Annotated in this window: 14 protein-coding genes and 2 pseudogenes; 3 read left to right on the forward strand and 13 right to left on the reverse strand. The window is 54.9% G+C overall.

The window, feature by feature from the left end:
- The first annotated feature begins 23 nt into the window (after positions 1 to 23).
- From GNG29_RS13820 to GNG29_RS13825, 3 genes and pseudogenes are all read left to right on the forward strand, one after another.
- A complete protein-coding gene (locus GNG29_RS13820) occupies positions 24 to 590 on the forward strand; it encodes a hydrolase (protein WP_103180068.1) in 567 nt (188 codons plus the stop codon).
- Positions 587 to 682, forward strand: a pseudogene (locus GNG29_RS23380) (hypothetical protein); the annotation flags it as partial. The gene GNG29_RS13820 and the pseudogene GNG29_RS23380, both read left to right, overlap by 4 nt.
- 261 nt (positions 683 to 943) lie before the next feature.
- Entirely contained in the window at positions 944 to 1183 is a 240-nt protein-coding gene (locus tag GNG29_RS13825) for a DinI family protein (protein ID WP_000497460.1), read from the forward strand.
- Positions 1184 to 1268: 85 nt separating this feature from the next.
- On the opposite strand, the gene GNG29_RS13830 is transcribed toward GNG29_RS13825, so the two are convergent.
- From GNG29_RS13830 to GNG29_RS13885, 13 genes and pseudogenes are all read right to left on the reverse strand, one after another.
- Complete coding sequence (locus GNG29_RS13830; protein ID WP_048217473.1) at positions 1269 to 1679, reverse strand: hemerythrin domain-containing protein; 411 nt, start codon at positions 1677 to 1679, stop codon at positions 1269 to 1271.
- A 191-nt stretch (positions 1680 to 1870) separates the two neighbouring features.
- Positions 1871 to 2203 (reverse strand): hypothetical protein, encoded by a 333-nt coding sequence (locus GNG29_RS13835; RefSeq protein ID WP_142489978.1) that lies wholly within the window; start codon positions 2201 to 2203, stop codon positions 1871 to 1873.
- Positions 2203 to 2442: a hypothetical protein gene (locus GNG29_RS13840; protein WP_142489979.1), complete on the reverse strand. Its 240-nt coding sequence runs from the start codon at positions 2440 to 2442 to the stop codon at positions 2203 to 2205. The genes GNG29_RS13835 and GNG29_RS13840 overlap by 1 nt, the downstream gene beginning before the upstream one ends.
- Positions 2443 to 3137: 695 nt before the next feature.
- Complete coding sequence (locus GNG29_RS23385; protein WP_231736528.1) at positions 3138 to 4001, reverse strand: hypothetical protein; 864 nt, start codon at positions 3999 to 4001, stop codon at positions 3138 to 3140.
- A gap of 10 nt (positions 4002 to 4011) precedes the next feature.
- Positions 4012 to 4314, reverse strand: coding sequence for a hypothetical protein (locus GNG29_RS13850; RefSeq protein WP_156654757.1), 303 nt, complete (start codon positions 4312 to 4314; stop codon positions 4012 to 4014).
- A complete protein-coding gene (locus GNG29_RS13855; RefSeq protein ID WP_156654758.1) occupies positions 4314 to 5975 on the reverse strand; it encodes a hypothetical protein in 1662 nt (553 codons plus the stop codon). Before GNG29_RS13855 ends, GNG29_RS13850 begins: the two co-directional genes overlap by 1 nt.
- A gap of 64 nt (positions 5976 to 6039) precedes the next feature.
- Entirely contained in the window at positions 6040 to 8481 is a 2442-nt protein-coding gene (locus GNG29_RS23390; protein WP_409201138.1) for a DUF1983 domain-containing protein, read from the reverse strand.
- A gap of 23 nt (positions 8482 to 8504) precedes the next feature.
- A pseudogene (locus GNG29_RS23395) lies at positions 8505 to 10968 on the reverse strand (host specificity protein J); the annotation flags it as partial.
- A 53-nt stretch (positions 10969 to 11021) separates the two neighbouring features.
- Positions 11022 to 11636: a tail assembly protein gene (locus GNG29_RS13865; RefSeq protein WP_156654760.1), complete on the reverse strand. Its 615-nt coding sequence runs from the start codon at positions 11634 to 11636 to the stop codon at positions 11022 to 11024.
- Positions 11614 to 12360, reverse strand: a complete 747-nt coding sequence (locus GNG29_RS13870) for a C40 family peptidase (RefSeq protein ID WP_156654761.1) — start codon at positions 12358 to 12360, stop codon at positions 11614 to 11616. Before GNG29_RS13870 ends, GNG29_RS13865 begins: the two co-directional genes overlap by 23 nt.
- A 2-nt stretch (positions 12361 to 12362) precedes the next feature.
- On the reverse strand, positions 12363 to 13100 hold the full coding sequence (locus tag GNG29_RS13875; RefSeq protein ID WP_156654762.1) for a phage minor tail protein L: 738 nt from the start codon (positions 13098 to 13100) through the stop codon (positions 12363 to 12365).
- A gap of 52 nt (positions 13101 to 13152) precedes the next feature.
- Positions 13153 to 13494 carry a phage tail protein gene (locus GNG29_RS13880; RefSeq protein WP_156654763.1) on the reverse strand — a complete coding sequence of 114 codons (342 nt, stop codon included), beginning with the start codon at positions 13492 to 13494 and terminating at the stop codon, positions 13153 to 13155.
- 8 nt (positions 13495 to 13502) lie between these two features.
- Positions 13503 to 16781 carry a phage tail tape measure protein gene (locus tag GNG29_RS13885; RefSeq protein ID WP_156654764.1) on the reverse strand — a complete coding sequence of 1093 codons (3279 nt, stop codon included), beginning with the start codon at positions 16779 to 16781 and terminating at the stop codon, positions 13503 to 13505.
- Positions 16782 to 16786: the final 5 nt, after the last annotated feature.

Below are 16786 nucleotides of genomic sequence, written 5' to 3' on the forward strand. Positions count from 1 at the left end.
CTCACTATTTAACAGGAAAAACCATGTTCACACTCGACGCTGCCCGTACCGCCCTTGTGGTGATTGATTTACAGGAAGGGATCCTGCCCTTTGCCGGTGGCCCGCATACCGCTCAGGATGTGGTCAGCCGCAGTGCTCGTCTGGCGGAAAAATGCCGCACCAGCGGTTCGCCGGTGGTGATGGTCCGCGTGGGCTGGTCCGCTGATTTCGCCGAGGCGCTGAAGCAGCCGGTAGATGCACAAGCCCCTGCCCATGCTCTGCCGGAAAACTGGTGGGACTACCCGCTGTCACTGGGTAAGCAAGAGAGCGATATCGAAGTGACCAAGCGCCAGTGGGGCGCGTTTTACGGCACCGATCTTGAGTTACAGCTGCGTCGTCGCGGCATCGATACGATCGTTCTGTGTGGGATCGCCACCAATATTGGCGTCGAATCCACCGCCCGTAACGCCTGGGAGCTGGGCTTTAACCTGGTGATCGCCGAAGATGCCTGCAGCGCAGCTTCGGCCGAGCAGCATCTCGGCAGTATGACCAATATCTTCCCGCGTATTGGCCGGGTACGCAGCACCGAAGAGATTATCAACGCACTATGATCTATCTGGGGTTACCCCAATGGTCGCACCCGAAATGGGTGCGGCTGGGCATAACGGGTCTTGAAGAGTACGCCCGCCACTTTAATTGCGTGACGCGGTAATTTTTAAAATCACTAAAGAACGCCCAAGAGCATGTGTTTTCTTTAGGTTAATCAGTGCATTATAAGACGCCTCCATATGAAATTCGGTTAAGTTCATATGAGTTAAAATGTCCCAACCATGCCCCAAAACTGGCATTTATGCCCCATACATGCCCCAAAAACCTTCCTTAAAAAGCTACGTGCCCAACCGTTGACACTGTATAAATAAACAGTATAAATTGCGTGCAAAATCATTGTTGCTTTGGAGGCGGTATGTTCGTTGAGTTGGTGTACGACAAACGGAATGTTGAAGGATTAACAGGTGCCAGAGAAATAATTCTGAATGAGTTAACAAAGCGAGTGCACCGGATCTTTCCGGATGCAGAAGTGAAGGTTAAGCCGATGCAGGCGAACGGCTTAAACAGCGATGCCAGCAAAAGCGATCGGGAGAAGCTGAACCGCATGCTGGAGGAAATGTTTGAAGAATCCGATATGTGGTTAGTTTCGGAGTAGTGCCAGCTTTTACCAAGTCCTTTTCATACCTTTCTGGATACGGGAAACCAAATTCCCGTATTGGATGAACCATTGCCGCCCTTTTTTAAAGCTGCTCTACCAGCGGATAAAAATTATGATCCTCGCGCTGCATTCGTTCATGCACCTTGCGCAACACTACATTCGCGTCGCGGCGAAATGCCTCGTCACAATTGATAAGCTTATTTGCCGTATTCCAGCGACGGGAAAACTTTTCATACTCGGCAACAATATCAGCCATCTCGCGCTGAAAATTTACGCTCATTGTTTTTAGCTTTTGATCGTTCACCTTTTCCAGATAAGGATATAAAAACTGATCTTCGGCAGAAAGGTGTACTTTAATCACAGAACTCATACTGATAACGGTTTGAGCGATTTCTTGCGCATGAGCCGTCACACCCGCCCGGCTAAGCTCCCTGAGGCGGCTAATTTTATGGATAATCTCGGCATGCTGGATCTTCATTTTATCAATATTCACTGGGGAATCCCTTAATGAGCTTTGCAATTTATAACATATATATTAAATGCATCTTTAAAAATAAGCAACCTGAGTTGTTTTTATTAAATTTTATAAATTTACGTTATGTAAATACATAATAAACAAAATTTGAATGCAAATATAAAGAGATCTATTGCCAATCTTCGTAATTTTTCTATCGTACATATGTCTCAAAACTGCGCCAATGCCGCCTCAGGAGATATCGCAGCATCAGTGCTGTTGATAAAGTGCGTCACCCGCCTCATAACCTCAGCCTCTTCAGCTGCATCACCTTCGATCGCTTCGCCGTCATCCGTGATTAACGCTTTACCCCTAAGCTTCGCAAACTGCGTCCGACCTCCGGACAGAATCAACAGCGCATCACCCTGCTGTGGGCGCGTGACCGGGACGATGATCGCATAACCCGCCGACGTCTCGAGGATGCGACTGTCGGGAGTCATGCAGACACTGGCTGGCGTAACCCGCTGCTCTATATAGTCGGTAGCTGGTGAGGCGAAGCCCATTAGTGAACCCTCCCCATATTGCGCAGGATCCACAGGCGGTTCTCGCTCAGGTCTGTAGTCTTGTCGGCGAAGTCGGGCTGATAGCGCTCTATCCACTCGTTGGCGTCGGCCCGGCTGAAATGCCAATGGACTTTTGCCAACTCGCGGATAAAGTCTTCAGTGCGTAAGCACCGGTAGCCCTTGGGGTTTAGCTGTATTGCGGCCACAAATGCGGCGTGAATGTCGGAACGGCGGGGCATGAGCCGCACTCCTTCCACTGTTTTTATATACAGTAGTTTTAAAGAGGGTGCAGATCAAGAAAGCATTGCCTATTGATAGATAATGCTGAATATCTGGCTGTTCTGCCGAATTGACCAAGCGGGTATACCAGAATTTCCGGTATAAAACTGAGCTCTGAAAAGCCCAGAGGACTGTAGCGGTGACAGGAGCCCGCTTCGTGTCAGCAGGGACTTAATCCACCTGTTTAGGCCAGCGTCTTCTGCGTGGCGTTGGACGAATGGAGCGCGTAGTAAGTCGGGTTCCGCATACGGAACATACCGCGCCGTGGGGCAGGTTTTGCTCGGGATTAAAGGAGGTGAAAAAGAACCGGTTACTTCTGCAAACAGGACAGATGAATTTCATGACAGGTACGATGCCCCCGGGCCGTTAGCTGTATCAAATTAATAAATATTTTTATATAGCTAACAGTGCCTCAATTCAACATTTCTCAGTATCAATACTTCACACGCAGTTTGACCCTGCCCCATTTCCGCCTGTGCCATTTGGCCGGTCGACATTTTAAAAAGCTGATTTTTAAAGTAAGGGCAAATGCTGCCGATATGTTACTTACCTGCGTCATGAACGCAGGATTAATAACAAAGCTAAGGGAGTTATGCCCGCTCCCGTGCGGGCTTTTTTTCTATCCTGAGTTGTTCGCTGAGACAGCTGATGATAATTACGGCTGAACATCCGGCTGTTCTTCTGGGACTGTTTCAGCCATAGCAGCCGCGGCCTCCAACTGGCGCTGATTCCAGATGCTGTCCACCGGCATCTCCACACGGACAGAGACGAACTGATCGACCGGGATATCAACCGGGTCGCCTTCGGAAATCCCGGAGATCTCATTTCTGGCGAACGCCGGAGCATCAGGGTGGGTACGGTGAAAGGTTTTTACCAGCACTGAGCCGTCCGGGTTAACTTTATAATCCAGCCAGATAAGCGGCTGACGGTTACGGTCTTTGGGTATATCGAACCCGCCATCAACCCCACCCCAGGCCGCATCTGAATTGAGCCCTATGCAGCCGCTTATCAGATACTCCCCGACGCCCAGTCGCTCAACTGCGCACCCCTCAGATTCTTCGTTGCAGACTGCGCGGCCGTCATGAAACAGGCGGATGACTGGCGAGGCTGCTTTTAAGGTTCCATCGGCAGCCTGGGTCGTATTCCCTGAGTGATAGAAATTAACCCTCCACTCTTCAGACGCACCAAAGCATGCAACCCCTACAACCTTCCTGTCCCGGTTGAAGTAATTGATCATCCTGATTACTGAGAGGCCGCCTGTTGCAGCAGATGAAGCCCTGAGAACGTGCTTGAGTTCCACGCCTGAGCCACCATACCCGGTGTTCCCGTCATAATATGCGTAATGAGCGCCCTTCTCCTGAGCTGACGTCGGGACAGTAACGACAGGATCACCTATTCCCAGCGTATCGCCCACCGTTATAACCTGCCCCTTCGCTGCGCCAACATCCTTTTTGGCGGCCGTGCCCAGATCCGAAATCTCCGCAGTGGTCAGAGTAATACTGTCTTTTCTGTTTGCCATGATTTAACTCCTAAGCCCAGACGCGAGCCGGTGTTTTCGGTGTAACCACAAAGTCGTTCAGCCCGGATAAATCGAGCGAGTCATTCATGACCCGCAAATTGACGTGATAGCCGGGTTCGGTGGTGTATTTGATAACTTCGTTTACCTCACCGGGATTGATAACTTCAGCAGGAACAGTGATAACGCCGACGATATCCAGGCTGATATCCGGGTGATAAAAGCTGCCATGCCCCTCATCATCCATAAACCCCGCCGCGATTAACTGCGTGCGCATTTCGTCGGCGTCATTAAAGCGCAGATATAAGTCTCTCATTAGCGGAGTCCATTAATTTGGTTATCAGTTAATGCGCGGTGCCAGATGCGCAGATTTCGAATGTAATATACGAACCGGGCAACTGACTGACTTGTATTCCCAAATTTCGTAATTACATTATTGTCAGTATTAGCTCGTGTGCCTGATGTAATCTTGCCATTGAATGACATATACACATTATTACCCGCAACTCTGTATGAAAAAATACTTGCCGTCCCATCTTGTGAGGCAATTTCCAGCGGGGAACTCCTGTAAGAACGGATCATTTTATTCGTATCAAGTCGACAAATGATGTCATATCTAGGACCCTGGACAGATATAGCCTCTGTATAGCCACCAACAGGCATAAATTTTGTCGTTAACTCCACGGCAACGGTTCGGTCAAAAAGCGTGGTAAGAGTTTTATATCCTGCATTCTCCGCTGGGATGACCCAACTATCCGCGGTCCGAGTCACTGCTGCCGCATTTGTAGGGATGTATGAAGTTGGGAAAGGACTGTCTTCTAATTGCGCACCCCAGACATATAAACCGGATACACCGTCACCGGTATAACTCGAAGAAGGTCCATTCCCCAATTGAAGGCGAATAACTGTACTCTGGCTGGCCGCAGCGGTAAATGTCATCCAGACGCGAAAGATACCATTACTGAGAACTTCAAATCCACGGTCGACAAACTGAGCACCATTACCAGTTCCAACCCAGGCACCCGCTACAGGGTCGAAGAAAACACCGGCTGTACTACCAGCTGCGACACGCAGATATAGATTACGTGGATTTGTGTGAGCTTTTACGAAAACCGAATAACAATAAGTTGTGCCTGCTGTTAACGATATATTTCGGTCTTGCGAGTAGTGTTCAGAACTTGCTGTATCCTCAACCAATAACGCCATCGTTTTATCGCCACGAGGCGAGTCGCCGCTATTATTGGTTGTGGTAACTCGTTGCCCCGCCCCCCACTGTTCGGAGTTTGTATATAAATTCGTGGCCTGAGATTCCATTAATAACCCCCCGCGCTCAAAACGCGGTTCGTTAATATCTGCTAAACGCATTGACCCTGACTTATCCATAACTGTTGCAGTGGTTGAACGGGCAAAGGTCGCTGACTTTGTTGGTAGCTCCAGTACCTGCCCGGAAATCGTCAGCCGGTCATAAGGCGCGGAACCCGCCAGCAGGCGCATGTCATCATTCAGCGGTAACCAGACGTCAGGGAACGGAGCCTCCTCGTAAGGTACAGACGTCAGCAGCTGTGCCGCCGCCAGTGATGCTGCGGCGTTCGTTTCGCTGGTTTTGGCGTTATTCTCTGAAGTCTTCGCGTTCGTCTCAGACGTTTTCGAGTTGGTTTCTGAAGTTTTGGCCGCGTTCTTCGACGAGAGAGCATTCCCCTCAGACGTTGCCGCGTTCGTGGCGCTTTGTGCTGCTGCATTTTTTGAAGCAAGAGCGTTTGTTTCGCTGGTTTTGGCTGCGGCGGCGCTGGCTCCTGCCGCACCCGCCTGGGCGATCAGCTTCGTCCAGCTGGGACCCGTCTTTTTCGAGCCGTCTGCCAGGGTTACGGTGACATCACCGGCACCCGATAAAATAAGGTCCTGGTTGATGATACTGCTTTGCGCCAGGCGAAACCCTTCCGTGACGGCTTTCGCTAAATCGTCATCAAGTGTGGCCATTCGTGATGTCCTTAAAATGAAAAACCCAGCCGGAGCTGGGTTGGATGGTCTGAGGTTGTAGGGATCAGGAGAAGGAGCCGGTACCGCGGGTCACAGTGATAGTTGGTGCATAAATTGCCACGGTTGCATTACTGGAATTAACGACAATGCTGGCATCAATACGTTGTCCACCCATCCCGGTCGCCGCGTGCCGTGCAGTGAACCATAGCCCACCTACAGGAACGTCATAATTGAACGTACGGACGTTACCCGCGATAGTTACCTGAACGGTGGACGTAACCGCACCTGTAATCCCCCGCACATATATCAATGACTCTACAACGGCGTTTTTATTCAGCCCGTTATTGCTGGAGTCGGTGTATGCCATGGCTACACTGGTAGAAACGGCATTGTTAGACCGGTTGCTGGAGTCGGGATACACCCCTGTGTTGGCGACATCCCCAATGAAAGATGTCGCTTCAACCGTGCCCCTGAAGCTCCCGCTGGTCGCCTCAACTCTGCCTCTGAAACTCCCGTCGGTGGCATAGATCGTGCCGCGAACGGTCACGCCGTTGAACGTGGCATACCCGGATTTATTGATATGCCAGCCGACATTGCCGGTCCCGTCCCAGTTGCTGGACTGGATGTAATTCCCGATCTTGCCGTTGTCGATAGAACCGTCCTGGATGAACACCGAACGCATGAACATCTGGCCGCCGGTCGAAGCAAACACCAGCTCCTGCCCGTTCGTCGTTGGGTTATAAACCGCGAACGTATCGGCAGAAATCAGGAAGTTTGAGGCCCCTGTACCGTCAATGCCCAGCTGAATACCCGCGATGCGTTTGACACCGTTCGCTTCCACCTGGACTTTAACGCCCCATTGGGCCGAGAGCTTGCCGTTGATATCAACAACAGCCTGGCTGGTCGTCTGGACGTTAGCGTTGGTTTGCCCAATCGACGCAGTCACCTGCTGGATACTGGTCGCCGTGGCGCTCTCCAGATCCGTAACAGCTTTATCAATGCGCGTAATGGCGGCGGCGTTGGTCTGGCCGTTTTGTTCAACCGTGGCCTTAAGCGTCGTGACCTGTTCGGCTACAGCGCTTGTGGCATCCGCGGCGGTCTTCCGGGTCTCGGTAATATCGGCCTGCGTTTTGGTTTCGCCAACGGCAAACGTGACGCGCTGATCCGAAAACGCAAAGAAGTTGGCAATGGCGTTGCTGACGCTGCCGACAATGCCTGCGTCGCGGCTGGCAGTGTTACCGTCCACATCCACTTTCAGGCTGTCGATACGACGCCCCAGCGCGGAGTCACCATCCGTACGGGCCGTGATTTCCGTGCTGATGTCAGCCGTGTTCTGGTCGGTAGTAGCCTTGACCGCAGCCAGCGCGGTAGTCTGCGCTTTGTTGTTATCGGCGACGGCTTTATCGATGCGCGTGATATCGCCGGAATTTTTCCCGACGGTGGTCTGCAGGCCCGACAGCGTGGTGGCCTGCGCCTCCTGCTCAGTCGTCAGCGTTGCCAGCTCCTGCGTTACAGCAGCTTTGTTGGCATTAACGGTCGCTTCCAGCGCCGTCCGGGCTGTAACCTCCGCTTCCTGCGCCGTGATGCGCGCCTGGCGTTCGGTGTAGAGCAAGCCCGAGGCCAGCTTCGACGGGTCATCACCGGTGTAGCCGCCACGGATCTGCGCCGCCAGCGTCTCGCGCGCTGTGGCTTCCGCCTGGTCGCCAGCAACACGTGCTGTCGTTTCCTGCTGCAGCGCCGCCATCCCGGCCCCCGGTGTTGGCCGTCCGACCGCCACCCAGTCAATCAGGTAATAGTTCGTCGCGTCCTGTTTAGTGGACAGGTCCAGCCTGAACTGATTCATCGTGGTTTCGGTCAGCCAGGGGATGTTGTCGAACTCCACAGTTGCGATACCGTTCGCGTCATAGGCAGGCTCGGCGACGGTGAACATGTTGGTGTCGTTGAAACCACCCGTACCACGCCACCGCAGCTGCCCCGTCCAGCCCGGCGCACCGAATTTCCTGATGCGCAGTTTGATGAAGCGATAGGACGAGGAGTTGATGGCCAGTGAGCCCGGGGATGCCACCCACGGATCGGTGGCATGGTTCGCTGGTCGAATCCACCCGTCAACGATTGTTGGGGTCCCGTTCCCGGTCCAGCCCTCTACCGTCGAATCGAAGTACCAGATTTTGGCCGGGTCGAACTGCGAGCCGGTACCTGCAGAAATTTGCCCAATCTGCTGCGCCAGTGACTCGGTGGTGGTCTGGATCGTCTGATTGACGTTGCTGATATCCGCGACGCGCTCGTTCTTCTCTGTCAGCAGCGCCTGCCCCCGCGCCGCTGCCTCGTCGGTGATGGCTTTCTTACGGTCCGTGACCTCCTGCGCCAGGCCCGCTTTAGTCGCCGCCGACTCTGTCGTAACTGCGGTGATGTCGTCGCGCGCCGACTGGATATCTTCACCGAGATCGGCAATGTCCGACACGAGGTTTTTGTAGCCCTCGGTCTGTTCAAGCGTGTCGCCGATCATGTCGAGATAATCACCGGCTTTCGAGCTGGACTGTCCTGCCGCCCACTCTGTCCAGTCGCCGGTGTTGCCGATACGATCCACCAGACGGGCGCGGTACCACTGACTGACGCCCGCCCGCATCGGGCCATGCTGGTAATGCGTGGCCGGATACGGCACCAGAGCCAGTAATTGCGGGTTAGCCTTGTCTTCTGTGGTGGCGCGCTGAATCTCGGTGTATGCCGTATCACCTGAGCCATCCGGGAAAGCCCAGGTAATATCGATAGCCCAGACAACATCGTCCGTGGCGGCCAGTGCCTGCGGCGTTCCAGGCCTGCCGTTTTTGCCCGTAAGATACGTGGTATCAGCATAACCCCACGGCGAGCTTGAATCCTGAGCGTTCAGCGCACGCACCCGCACGTCATAACTCCCGGTGTAAATCCCCTGCACCGTAAATCCCTGGGCGCTGCTCACCGGAACGTTTATCCAGTCGCCGTTATCCTTGCGCCACTGCGCCTGGTACCGGATCGCACCATCCACCCGATCCCAGGAAGCATTCATGGTGGCAACGGTAAGTCCCTGCTCGATATGGTCGGTTTCGGTGAGGGTGATGTTTTTCGGTGCCGGCAGAACGCTTACCGGCGTGACGGTGACTGGCGCTGGGGTAATGCGCACACCGTCATCGATATAGCGGTATTTATTCGGGTCATGCTGAACTGCGGTGATCGTGAAACCACCGTTGCTGTCGTCGTTCGCCCGGATGGATGTCACACGAAAATACTGGATAGCCAGGTTGTCGCTGTCGATGGCCCACACTGCACCGGACTCAGGCAGCAGCCTGAAGGGGGTGGTGACCGTCACCGTCTGTTTGTCCGCGCTGATGGATGCGATTGTCCGCGTCTGCGCCTTGCCGTCCGGCAGGTTGACCACCAGGCGGTCGCCGGCGGCGTAGTCAGCAGGGCGATCAAGCGTGACATTACGCCCGCTCACCGCCCGAATACGCCCGCCGTTTTGCCTGCCGGCACGGAACGGATCCGCGATACCGATAATTTCTGCAGGCAGGGGAATATAACCGTCCAGCCCAACGCCAAATGACACCGTTCCGTCGCGCGCATTAGACAGCAGCGCCCAGCGGCCCCGGCGGTGCGCTTCACTCTGGGATGTGCAGCCAATCGCCGTCATCGACATCTGGTTGACCTTGTACCGCTTCACCAGGTCGGAATCGTAGACACTCTCAACAGTATCGCTGTAATGATTCTGCGGGTCAGACCAGGACACCAGGGCAGACGAGTAGCGGTTTTTGTAGCTGCCGCCGCCGTAGGTAAACAACCCGTCGATCACGTTCGAGGCATGGTAGGTAAAATCAACCTCATCCTGCGGCACATCCGCGCGCACGTAAATCTGGTCGTTGCCCCAGAAGGTAATCCCCCGGAATATCGCTGCCAGATCGCTGAGAACGGTGTAGGCGTCCTGCTGGCTCTGGATGTAAACGTTGCAGGTAAAGCGCGGCTCGGTACCACCCGCCCCGTTCGACACCTTCTGGTCACAATACTGCGCAATGGCGTACAACTCCCACTTATCGATCATGCCTGCATCGATGCGCGTACCCATGCCGTAAATCTCATCCAGCACCAGATCGTAAAATACCCAGGCCGGGTTGTTGGTGTAGGCCATTTTGAAGCCACCGGACCAGGTACCGCTGTAGGTGCGCGTAACCGGATCGTAGGAGTCCGGCACGCGTACCAGTTTCCCCTTCGGCCTGCAGGTCACCTTCGGCGCGCCATTGGTAAACTGGCTGGCATCGACCTCGATATACAGCAGCGCCGTATTGGGATAGCGTAACTTGCTGTCGATCACCTCAGCAAACGAGAACACCTTGAAGGCGTTTATCAGTTTTGAGTTCCCGATGGAATCAGGCGTGATACGACGTACCCGCACAGCCCAGCCAGTAGTGGCCGCTGGCAGATCAATGCGGAGGTCGCGCTGGTATTCCGTGGTTGTCTTTCCGTCGAATTTGCCGTTAACCACCGTCTGCCAGGCAGCACCATCAGTCGAGAGATCAACGGCGTACTCTGTGACCGTCCCGACCATATCACCGTTGTCTTTATAGGTGTACTGTACGGGCAGGCTCAGTTTAATACGCACGGCATCCAGCATCAGGTTAGAGAACTGGCGTGTCCACGGCGCGGTGGTGGTCACTGTCACGTTGGCCGACATTTCGTTGTCGACCTCCGGCAATCCCTGAATGTAGTCCTGATCCTGAGTGCCCGGGCGAAAATCCCACCTCACGCCGGTGAAGTTGTAGCTGCCGTCGGCGTTCGCCAGCGGGGTGTCGTTTAGGAAGATGTTCTGTGCCGTCAGCTCGCCCTGGATTTCACCTTCAGCGATCGCCAGCAGCATTTTTAATTTTGCTGTCGACAGCAGGTCATCCGGATCCTCAACAGGGGTGTGCTGTTTAGCGCCACCGCCTTTACGTCCCTGAATAAGGGATTCATCTTCGAGAAGTCGCATAGTTCACCCATAAAAAAAGCCACCCGGAGGTGGCCTGTAGCTGAGAATAAATTTCACTGCTGGTCGCTGGAGAAGATCCCCGCGCTGATAACTGCCCCGCCGATTTCGCGCTCACCAAAGAACACGGGAACCGGATAACCCACCGCCACGGTGTTCACCGGCGCGCCAAAGGCGTAGTTGGGTTTGTTGTCCGTGCTGGACGACGCGCCGACGTTGTATTTCGGCTGGGGTGTCAGCAGCTGAACAACACCCCCCAGCATCATCGACAGGCCCAGGCCGGTTAGCGCCGTTGTTGTGGCGGTCGCAGCAGCTGTGCTCAGGCCTATCGCCGTCAGCGAAGCCCCCGCGGTAAAATACGCGGCCACGAGAGCCACCGCCCCGATAACGATCTGCAGCACACCGCCGCGCTTTGAACCTTCGGTAATGGCCGAAATCCGATACACCGCACCGCCGCGGGTCATGTCGAATTCGTCGAGCCCGATGTTGTTTTTGCCATTGAAGAAGGCAAAGCGTATCCCCTGCATATGTCCTTCTGACAGGTAGCGTTTAAAACCGGGAACCTGGCTGCACATGGCGCGCAACATCTCGCGCAGATCCTCAACGTGAAATTTGTGTTCACGCCCGAACTTTTTCGCCATACGGCCTTCAAGAATCAGTGTTTTCAGCATTCATTAGCTTCCTGTGCCGGACCACACGAACGGTGCGGTCGCGGTAATACTTGCCGTACGGCACCCGGGCAGAGAGGCTGCCGAAATTATGGTGCAGTATGATGTTTTCCTGGTGCTCGTGATGACCGAGGTAAACAGCCGCGTGATTGGTTACCTGCGCCTGTATGCGCATCATGATCATATCGCCGGGCCGCATATCAGCAGGGTCCACCTGGACAAAGCCTTCTGCCTCCCAGTTATCGTCGTAGCGATTTTCGCCCTGCTCCCACCACTCGTACGGTACCGAGTAATCACCCAGGGTAATGCCGTGCTCACGCTGGAACCACTCACGGATCAGCGACCAGCAGTCAGCAAAGCCCAGCACCCAGCGCCGCCCGGCGTAGTCCCGGTCCTCACGGGGTGCCAGAGTGCAAAAATCACCGTCCGGCCAGCTCATGATGCCCCATTCCACCCCGGACCAGTCGCACTGCACCCTGTCCATTTCGGACGGCACAAGCTGCACCACATCAGGATGCGAGTGGATAATCATAATGATTTCTCCCTGCTCCGATGCAGCCAGCTTATCCCCCGGCGAGATCGTGAAGGTCTCAGTGGGCGTTTCCGAAATATTCCGGCACGGAATGTACTGCTGCGCCCGTCCGGCCTGCACCACCACGCCGCACGCCTCGTTCGGATATTCCGCGGCAACATGAGCGCGGATCGCATCCATCAGTTTTTTTCGCATGGTTATTTACCCTGAAGGTTTGCCGCCGGGAAGCCGCCAAACGGCAGCGGGTTACCGGTTCCGAACCGCGCTTCGCAGTCCTGTATCTGGCCGCCGCACATATCCAGCGCCGGGTTATCCGTGGGGGTGCCATCCTTGAGAAAATAACGGTTCCCGTTGTAGTCGCACCCGGTGCCGGTGCGGTACCAGCCGCGCGTGCACCAGGTGCAGACCGGCGTAATTTGCCGGGTGGGCAGCTGCAGGTTCTGGATGTCAAAGGGTGAGCACAGTTCAAAGTCGACCTGCACCCGCGTTTCAGCGGTTTTGGCATTGACGTAAAAAAGCTGTACGCGCTCGTCGGCCGGGCTGGCGTTCGGGTTGCCGGCTGTCCAGTTGGCCGCGTCCAGGTACTTCGCCAGCGTGGTGTGGATCTTCACCTTCGCCCTCGCCAGGTCGTCGTACTCGAGACACAGCGCCGTCACATAATTGCCAACGTTCGACACGGAAAGCGTGGGTGTGGGCTGTGCTCCGGTACTGGACAGCTCCAGGCCTTTCAGCTCGTAAGGGTAAGGGTCGTACTGCTGACCCTGCCAGATAATGGCAGGCAGGTTGTCAGCCGCGAATGCAGCCCAGCCTGCAGAAGCAATATTGTGGGCATGAAAGCGCAGCACGGTATCCATGCCAAATTCGGTGCCGTCGATCTCGATGAGCTGTATCAGTTCACCCGGTTCCAGTTTCTGTACGTCGTTCGTAAAGCTCATATTCAGCCCATAAAAAAAGGCCGCGGAAGCGGCCCTGGAAAAGGAGGAATAACTAAGGCCCGAAGGCCTGTTCAAACACAAACGATAATTCTACAAAGCCACCGTGGGGAAAGGTTGGGCTGACAGAATCAGCTTTAACCCGGTATAGCTTCTGCTCGCCCCACGGGTTAACCCACCAGAACGATTTGATGACATGGCTCAGAAGGAAATCGCGTACATTCTTCATCGTCGCCACATCGCCATTGCATGCCAGATTCCAGGTTTCGGCATCGGTGTTGATCCCATTGCCAGCCACCTGCTTATAGCCGTCGCCAAACTGCGCCTGAAGCGTGGCCACAGTATTTGCTCCAGTGGGCCCTATGCGGACGCACCAGGTAAAAGTGTCGATTGCCATATTGCTCCTTAGCGGCGATAGAGGATGCCGCCTGGCGATATTTCTTTCCTCAGGCGATCGGTAAGGGTTTGCTGAACAATGCCTTCAAGCTGGCGTGCTGTGCTGGCGTTATTGGCGTTACTAATTTCACCTGCAGAACCATCCTGGGTAATGTTGACCGGGGCATGAACAGTGATGGCTGTATTGCCATAACCTGTTGCATTATTAACACCAGAAGATACGGCCCGCACGCCCAGCGAACCATCAGCGGCCCGGGTCAGCGGCATGATCGCCTCCGGCCCCGCCTCGCCCATGACGCCCGCGCCTTTTGCAAAGGCGAAGAATGTCGGTGTATCAACAATGCTGTTACTGAACGCACTCAGCGAAGGAGAGCCGTAAACTCCGCCTTTAGCGTTGAATGTGAGCGAGCCCGCAGCGGCGGTATATGCTCCTGATGGAGTTGCGCCAGCGGCACCGCCACCAAAAGCTCCCGCCACGCTGCCGACCAGCGAGCCTAAAATCCCTGACCCCGAGGAAGAAGACCCACCCAGCGCGCTAACAGCTGCCATCTGAAGACTGACCTTCGCGATCATCTCCAGCGCTGACAGGCCCCACTCTTTCCAGTCTGCCTTTCCGCGAACAAGCATAGAGGCTACGTTATCCAGAGCGCTGTCCATAGTAGAGGTAATACCCTGCGAAACCGTGCCTGCAATATTGCTGACATTATCCATCCAGTCAGCCAGACCAGCACTTACGCCAGCCCGCCAGTCCAGTTCGCTGGCTTTAGCCTGCTGATATTTTTTATCAAGCGCATCCAGCGCTGAGGCGCGGGCAGCTACAGCCTCAGCACCTTTATCGGTTTTATCAAAGACTCGTTCAACTTCCTGCCGTGAACGGTACAGCTCCTGATCACGGCTACCCATCCCAGATGTTTTGGCATTAAGTTCTGTTTCATCCTGATATCGCCGCGCCGCGTCTTTGAGATCCTTAAGCGCATCGGCCATCTCGCGCTGTTTCCGCACCGCCTCATCTGCTTTTTGCGTCCATTGAGCCAGCGCCAAGGATCCCGCCTCTATGGATTTACGCTGTTCTTCACTCCATTTAGTTCCGTTTTCGTGCGATGCCGCGTACAACTCCGCCGCCTTTTCCCCCTGCAGTGCACGGACCTTTTGCACTTCGGTAGCAATACTAAGATCGGCCATTTTGCTTGAGTACTGTTCCGCCTGGCTCGCAGCTTCGCGTTCTGCCTTGCTCTGGGCCTGAGAGGCAGCCGTTGAATCCTTTTTAGCCGATGCTGCTGCTGCATCCTTTTTGGCGGCCTGATCCTTGTTATAGATGTACTGGGTATAAAGCGCGCCGGTCAGCTTAAGGTCTTCTGCTTCGTAGACATGCTGCTGATGCAACTTTTCCAGCCCGCTAAGGCTGGCCATTTCGTTATCACGTCGTGACCGCTCGAGCGCCGTTTGCTGTTGAGGCGTGGCGTTTGCCATCGATACAACCGGACCGGCATACTGCGGAGGTTTTGCGCCTGCGGTCGCTGACATCGAGCGGTTAAGCAGGTCATAAGCACCTTTAAGGATGGAAACTGCGCCAGCCTGCTCAATTGCTTTCTGTGTCGCCAGATCACTGGCATCGTTCACCAGTTTCTGCGTCCGCTCAACCTTCGAGGCAGCCTGTTCGCGCTGATACTCCAGCTGATTCAGCTTATCGGTAAGCTCCACGTTTTTGGCCGTGATGTCGGCCTGATCCATGAAGGTGTTGATCAGGGTTAGCGTCGGGTGGCGGTTGTAGTCCTGCTGAATCTGGTCAACCGCCTTAAGGCTGTCCTTCACTCGTGCAATCTGCGAATCAAGTTCGGCCAGGTCCTGCTTCTGAGCCTGTAATGATGTCCGGGCATCAGCCGCCGTGGAGCGAAGCCCCATTACTGACATCTGCTTCAGTTTGGTGTTGATCTCGTCGAGGTTGTTGGCAAACCCAACCGCTTCACGGTGTACCTGCTGCGTGTGCTGGTACAGTCCGTACATCGCAGCGCCTGCACCAATAATAATGCCTGGCCATCCGCCGAGAATGCCCAGCACCTTGCCACCCAAATTGGACATTACCGAAGCTGTACTGGTGAGGTTGTTAACGGCGGCAGCCCTACCTGCCAGAGCTTTATCCAGCGATGTCTGAGCGGCTGCGAGCTTACGCTCTGCGACAATCTGCGCCTCAATACTGGTTGCCGCTGCTCGCGCCTGTTGTGCCCGGTAGACAGCCTGCCGGCCAGCGGCAACGCTAACCTGCGCACCGCGAACCTGTGCCTGAGCTAAAGTTACTTCTGCAGTAGCGTTAGAGATCACTGCGCGGGTGGACTGCCCTATACTGCCAACCATGTTGCCAAAATAACGGGCCAGCCCGACGCCAACCAATAAGCCTGCCGTATTTGCTACACCATCAATGTTATTCGCCAGGCCATCCAGCACGCCGGAAAGCGTGGAAGATGCCCCGACTGCATCATTAGCCCCGCCCACCCAGGCGAGAAAAGCATTTTCTACTTTTTGAGCAGAACCACTGATGGATGCCGGCAGCGTATCAAACTCCTTGCGCAGGATCTCGACATTGGTCAGCAGTGGGACGATCTTGTTTGTCGTCAGCTCGCCATTGTTGGCCATATTACGAAGGCCGCCAACGGTGGTCCCCAGTCCGTCCGCCAGCAATTTAGCCAAACGTCCGCCGTTCTCCATGATGGCGTTAAATTCCTCGCCGCGCAGAACGCCAGATCCCAACGCCTGGCTCAGTTGGGTAATCACCGAGCTGGCTTCTTCCGTGCTGGCTCCAGAAAGCTTGAGGGACGTGGCAACGGTCTCGGTCACCTTTGCCACGTCTGAGGAGGCATAGCCAGCGTCCCGCAGCGACTGGGCGATACGACTGTAAAGGTTGCTGTTCGCCTCAAGTGATGTCCCGGTACGCTGGCTTATTTCCATCAGTACCCGCTGGGACTGGGCATAATCCTCACTGGAAGATGACGCCAGGCGAAGGCGGCCGTTCAACTGGTTCCATGTATCTGCGAAAGCGACGAGTTGATGCGTGGCAAAAGCACCAGCCCATGCACCGGCCAGACCAGCAGCTGAGGATCGTACAGTCGCAAGTTGTGAGTTCAGGTCTGACAGGGAACGCTGTGTTTCACGCGTGGCCGCTGCTGCCTTTTTCCCGCCCTGCTCCATAGTGCGGTAGTAATCTGTCCCCATGCGGGAAGCCCGGGCGATCTCTGTCTGGAAAGAGGAGGAGTTCGCCGAAATTTTGATAATTAGCTCGCGCAGGGTTGCCATAGTTG

The sequence above is a fragment of the Leclercia sp. Colony189 genome, assembly GCF_009740165.1.
Classification (GTDB): domain Bacteria; phylum Pseudomonadota; class Gammaproteobacteria; order Enterobacterales; family Enterobacteriaceae; genus Enterobacter.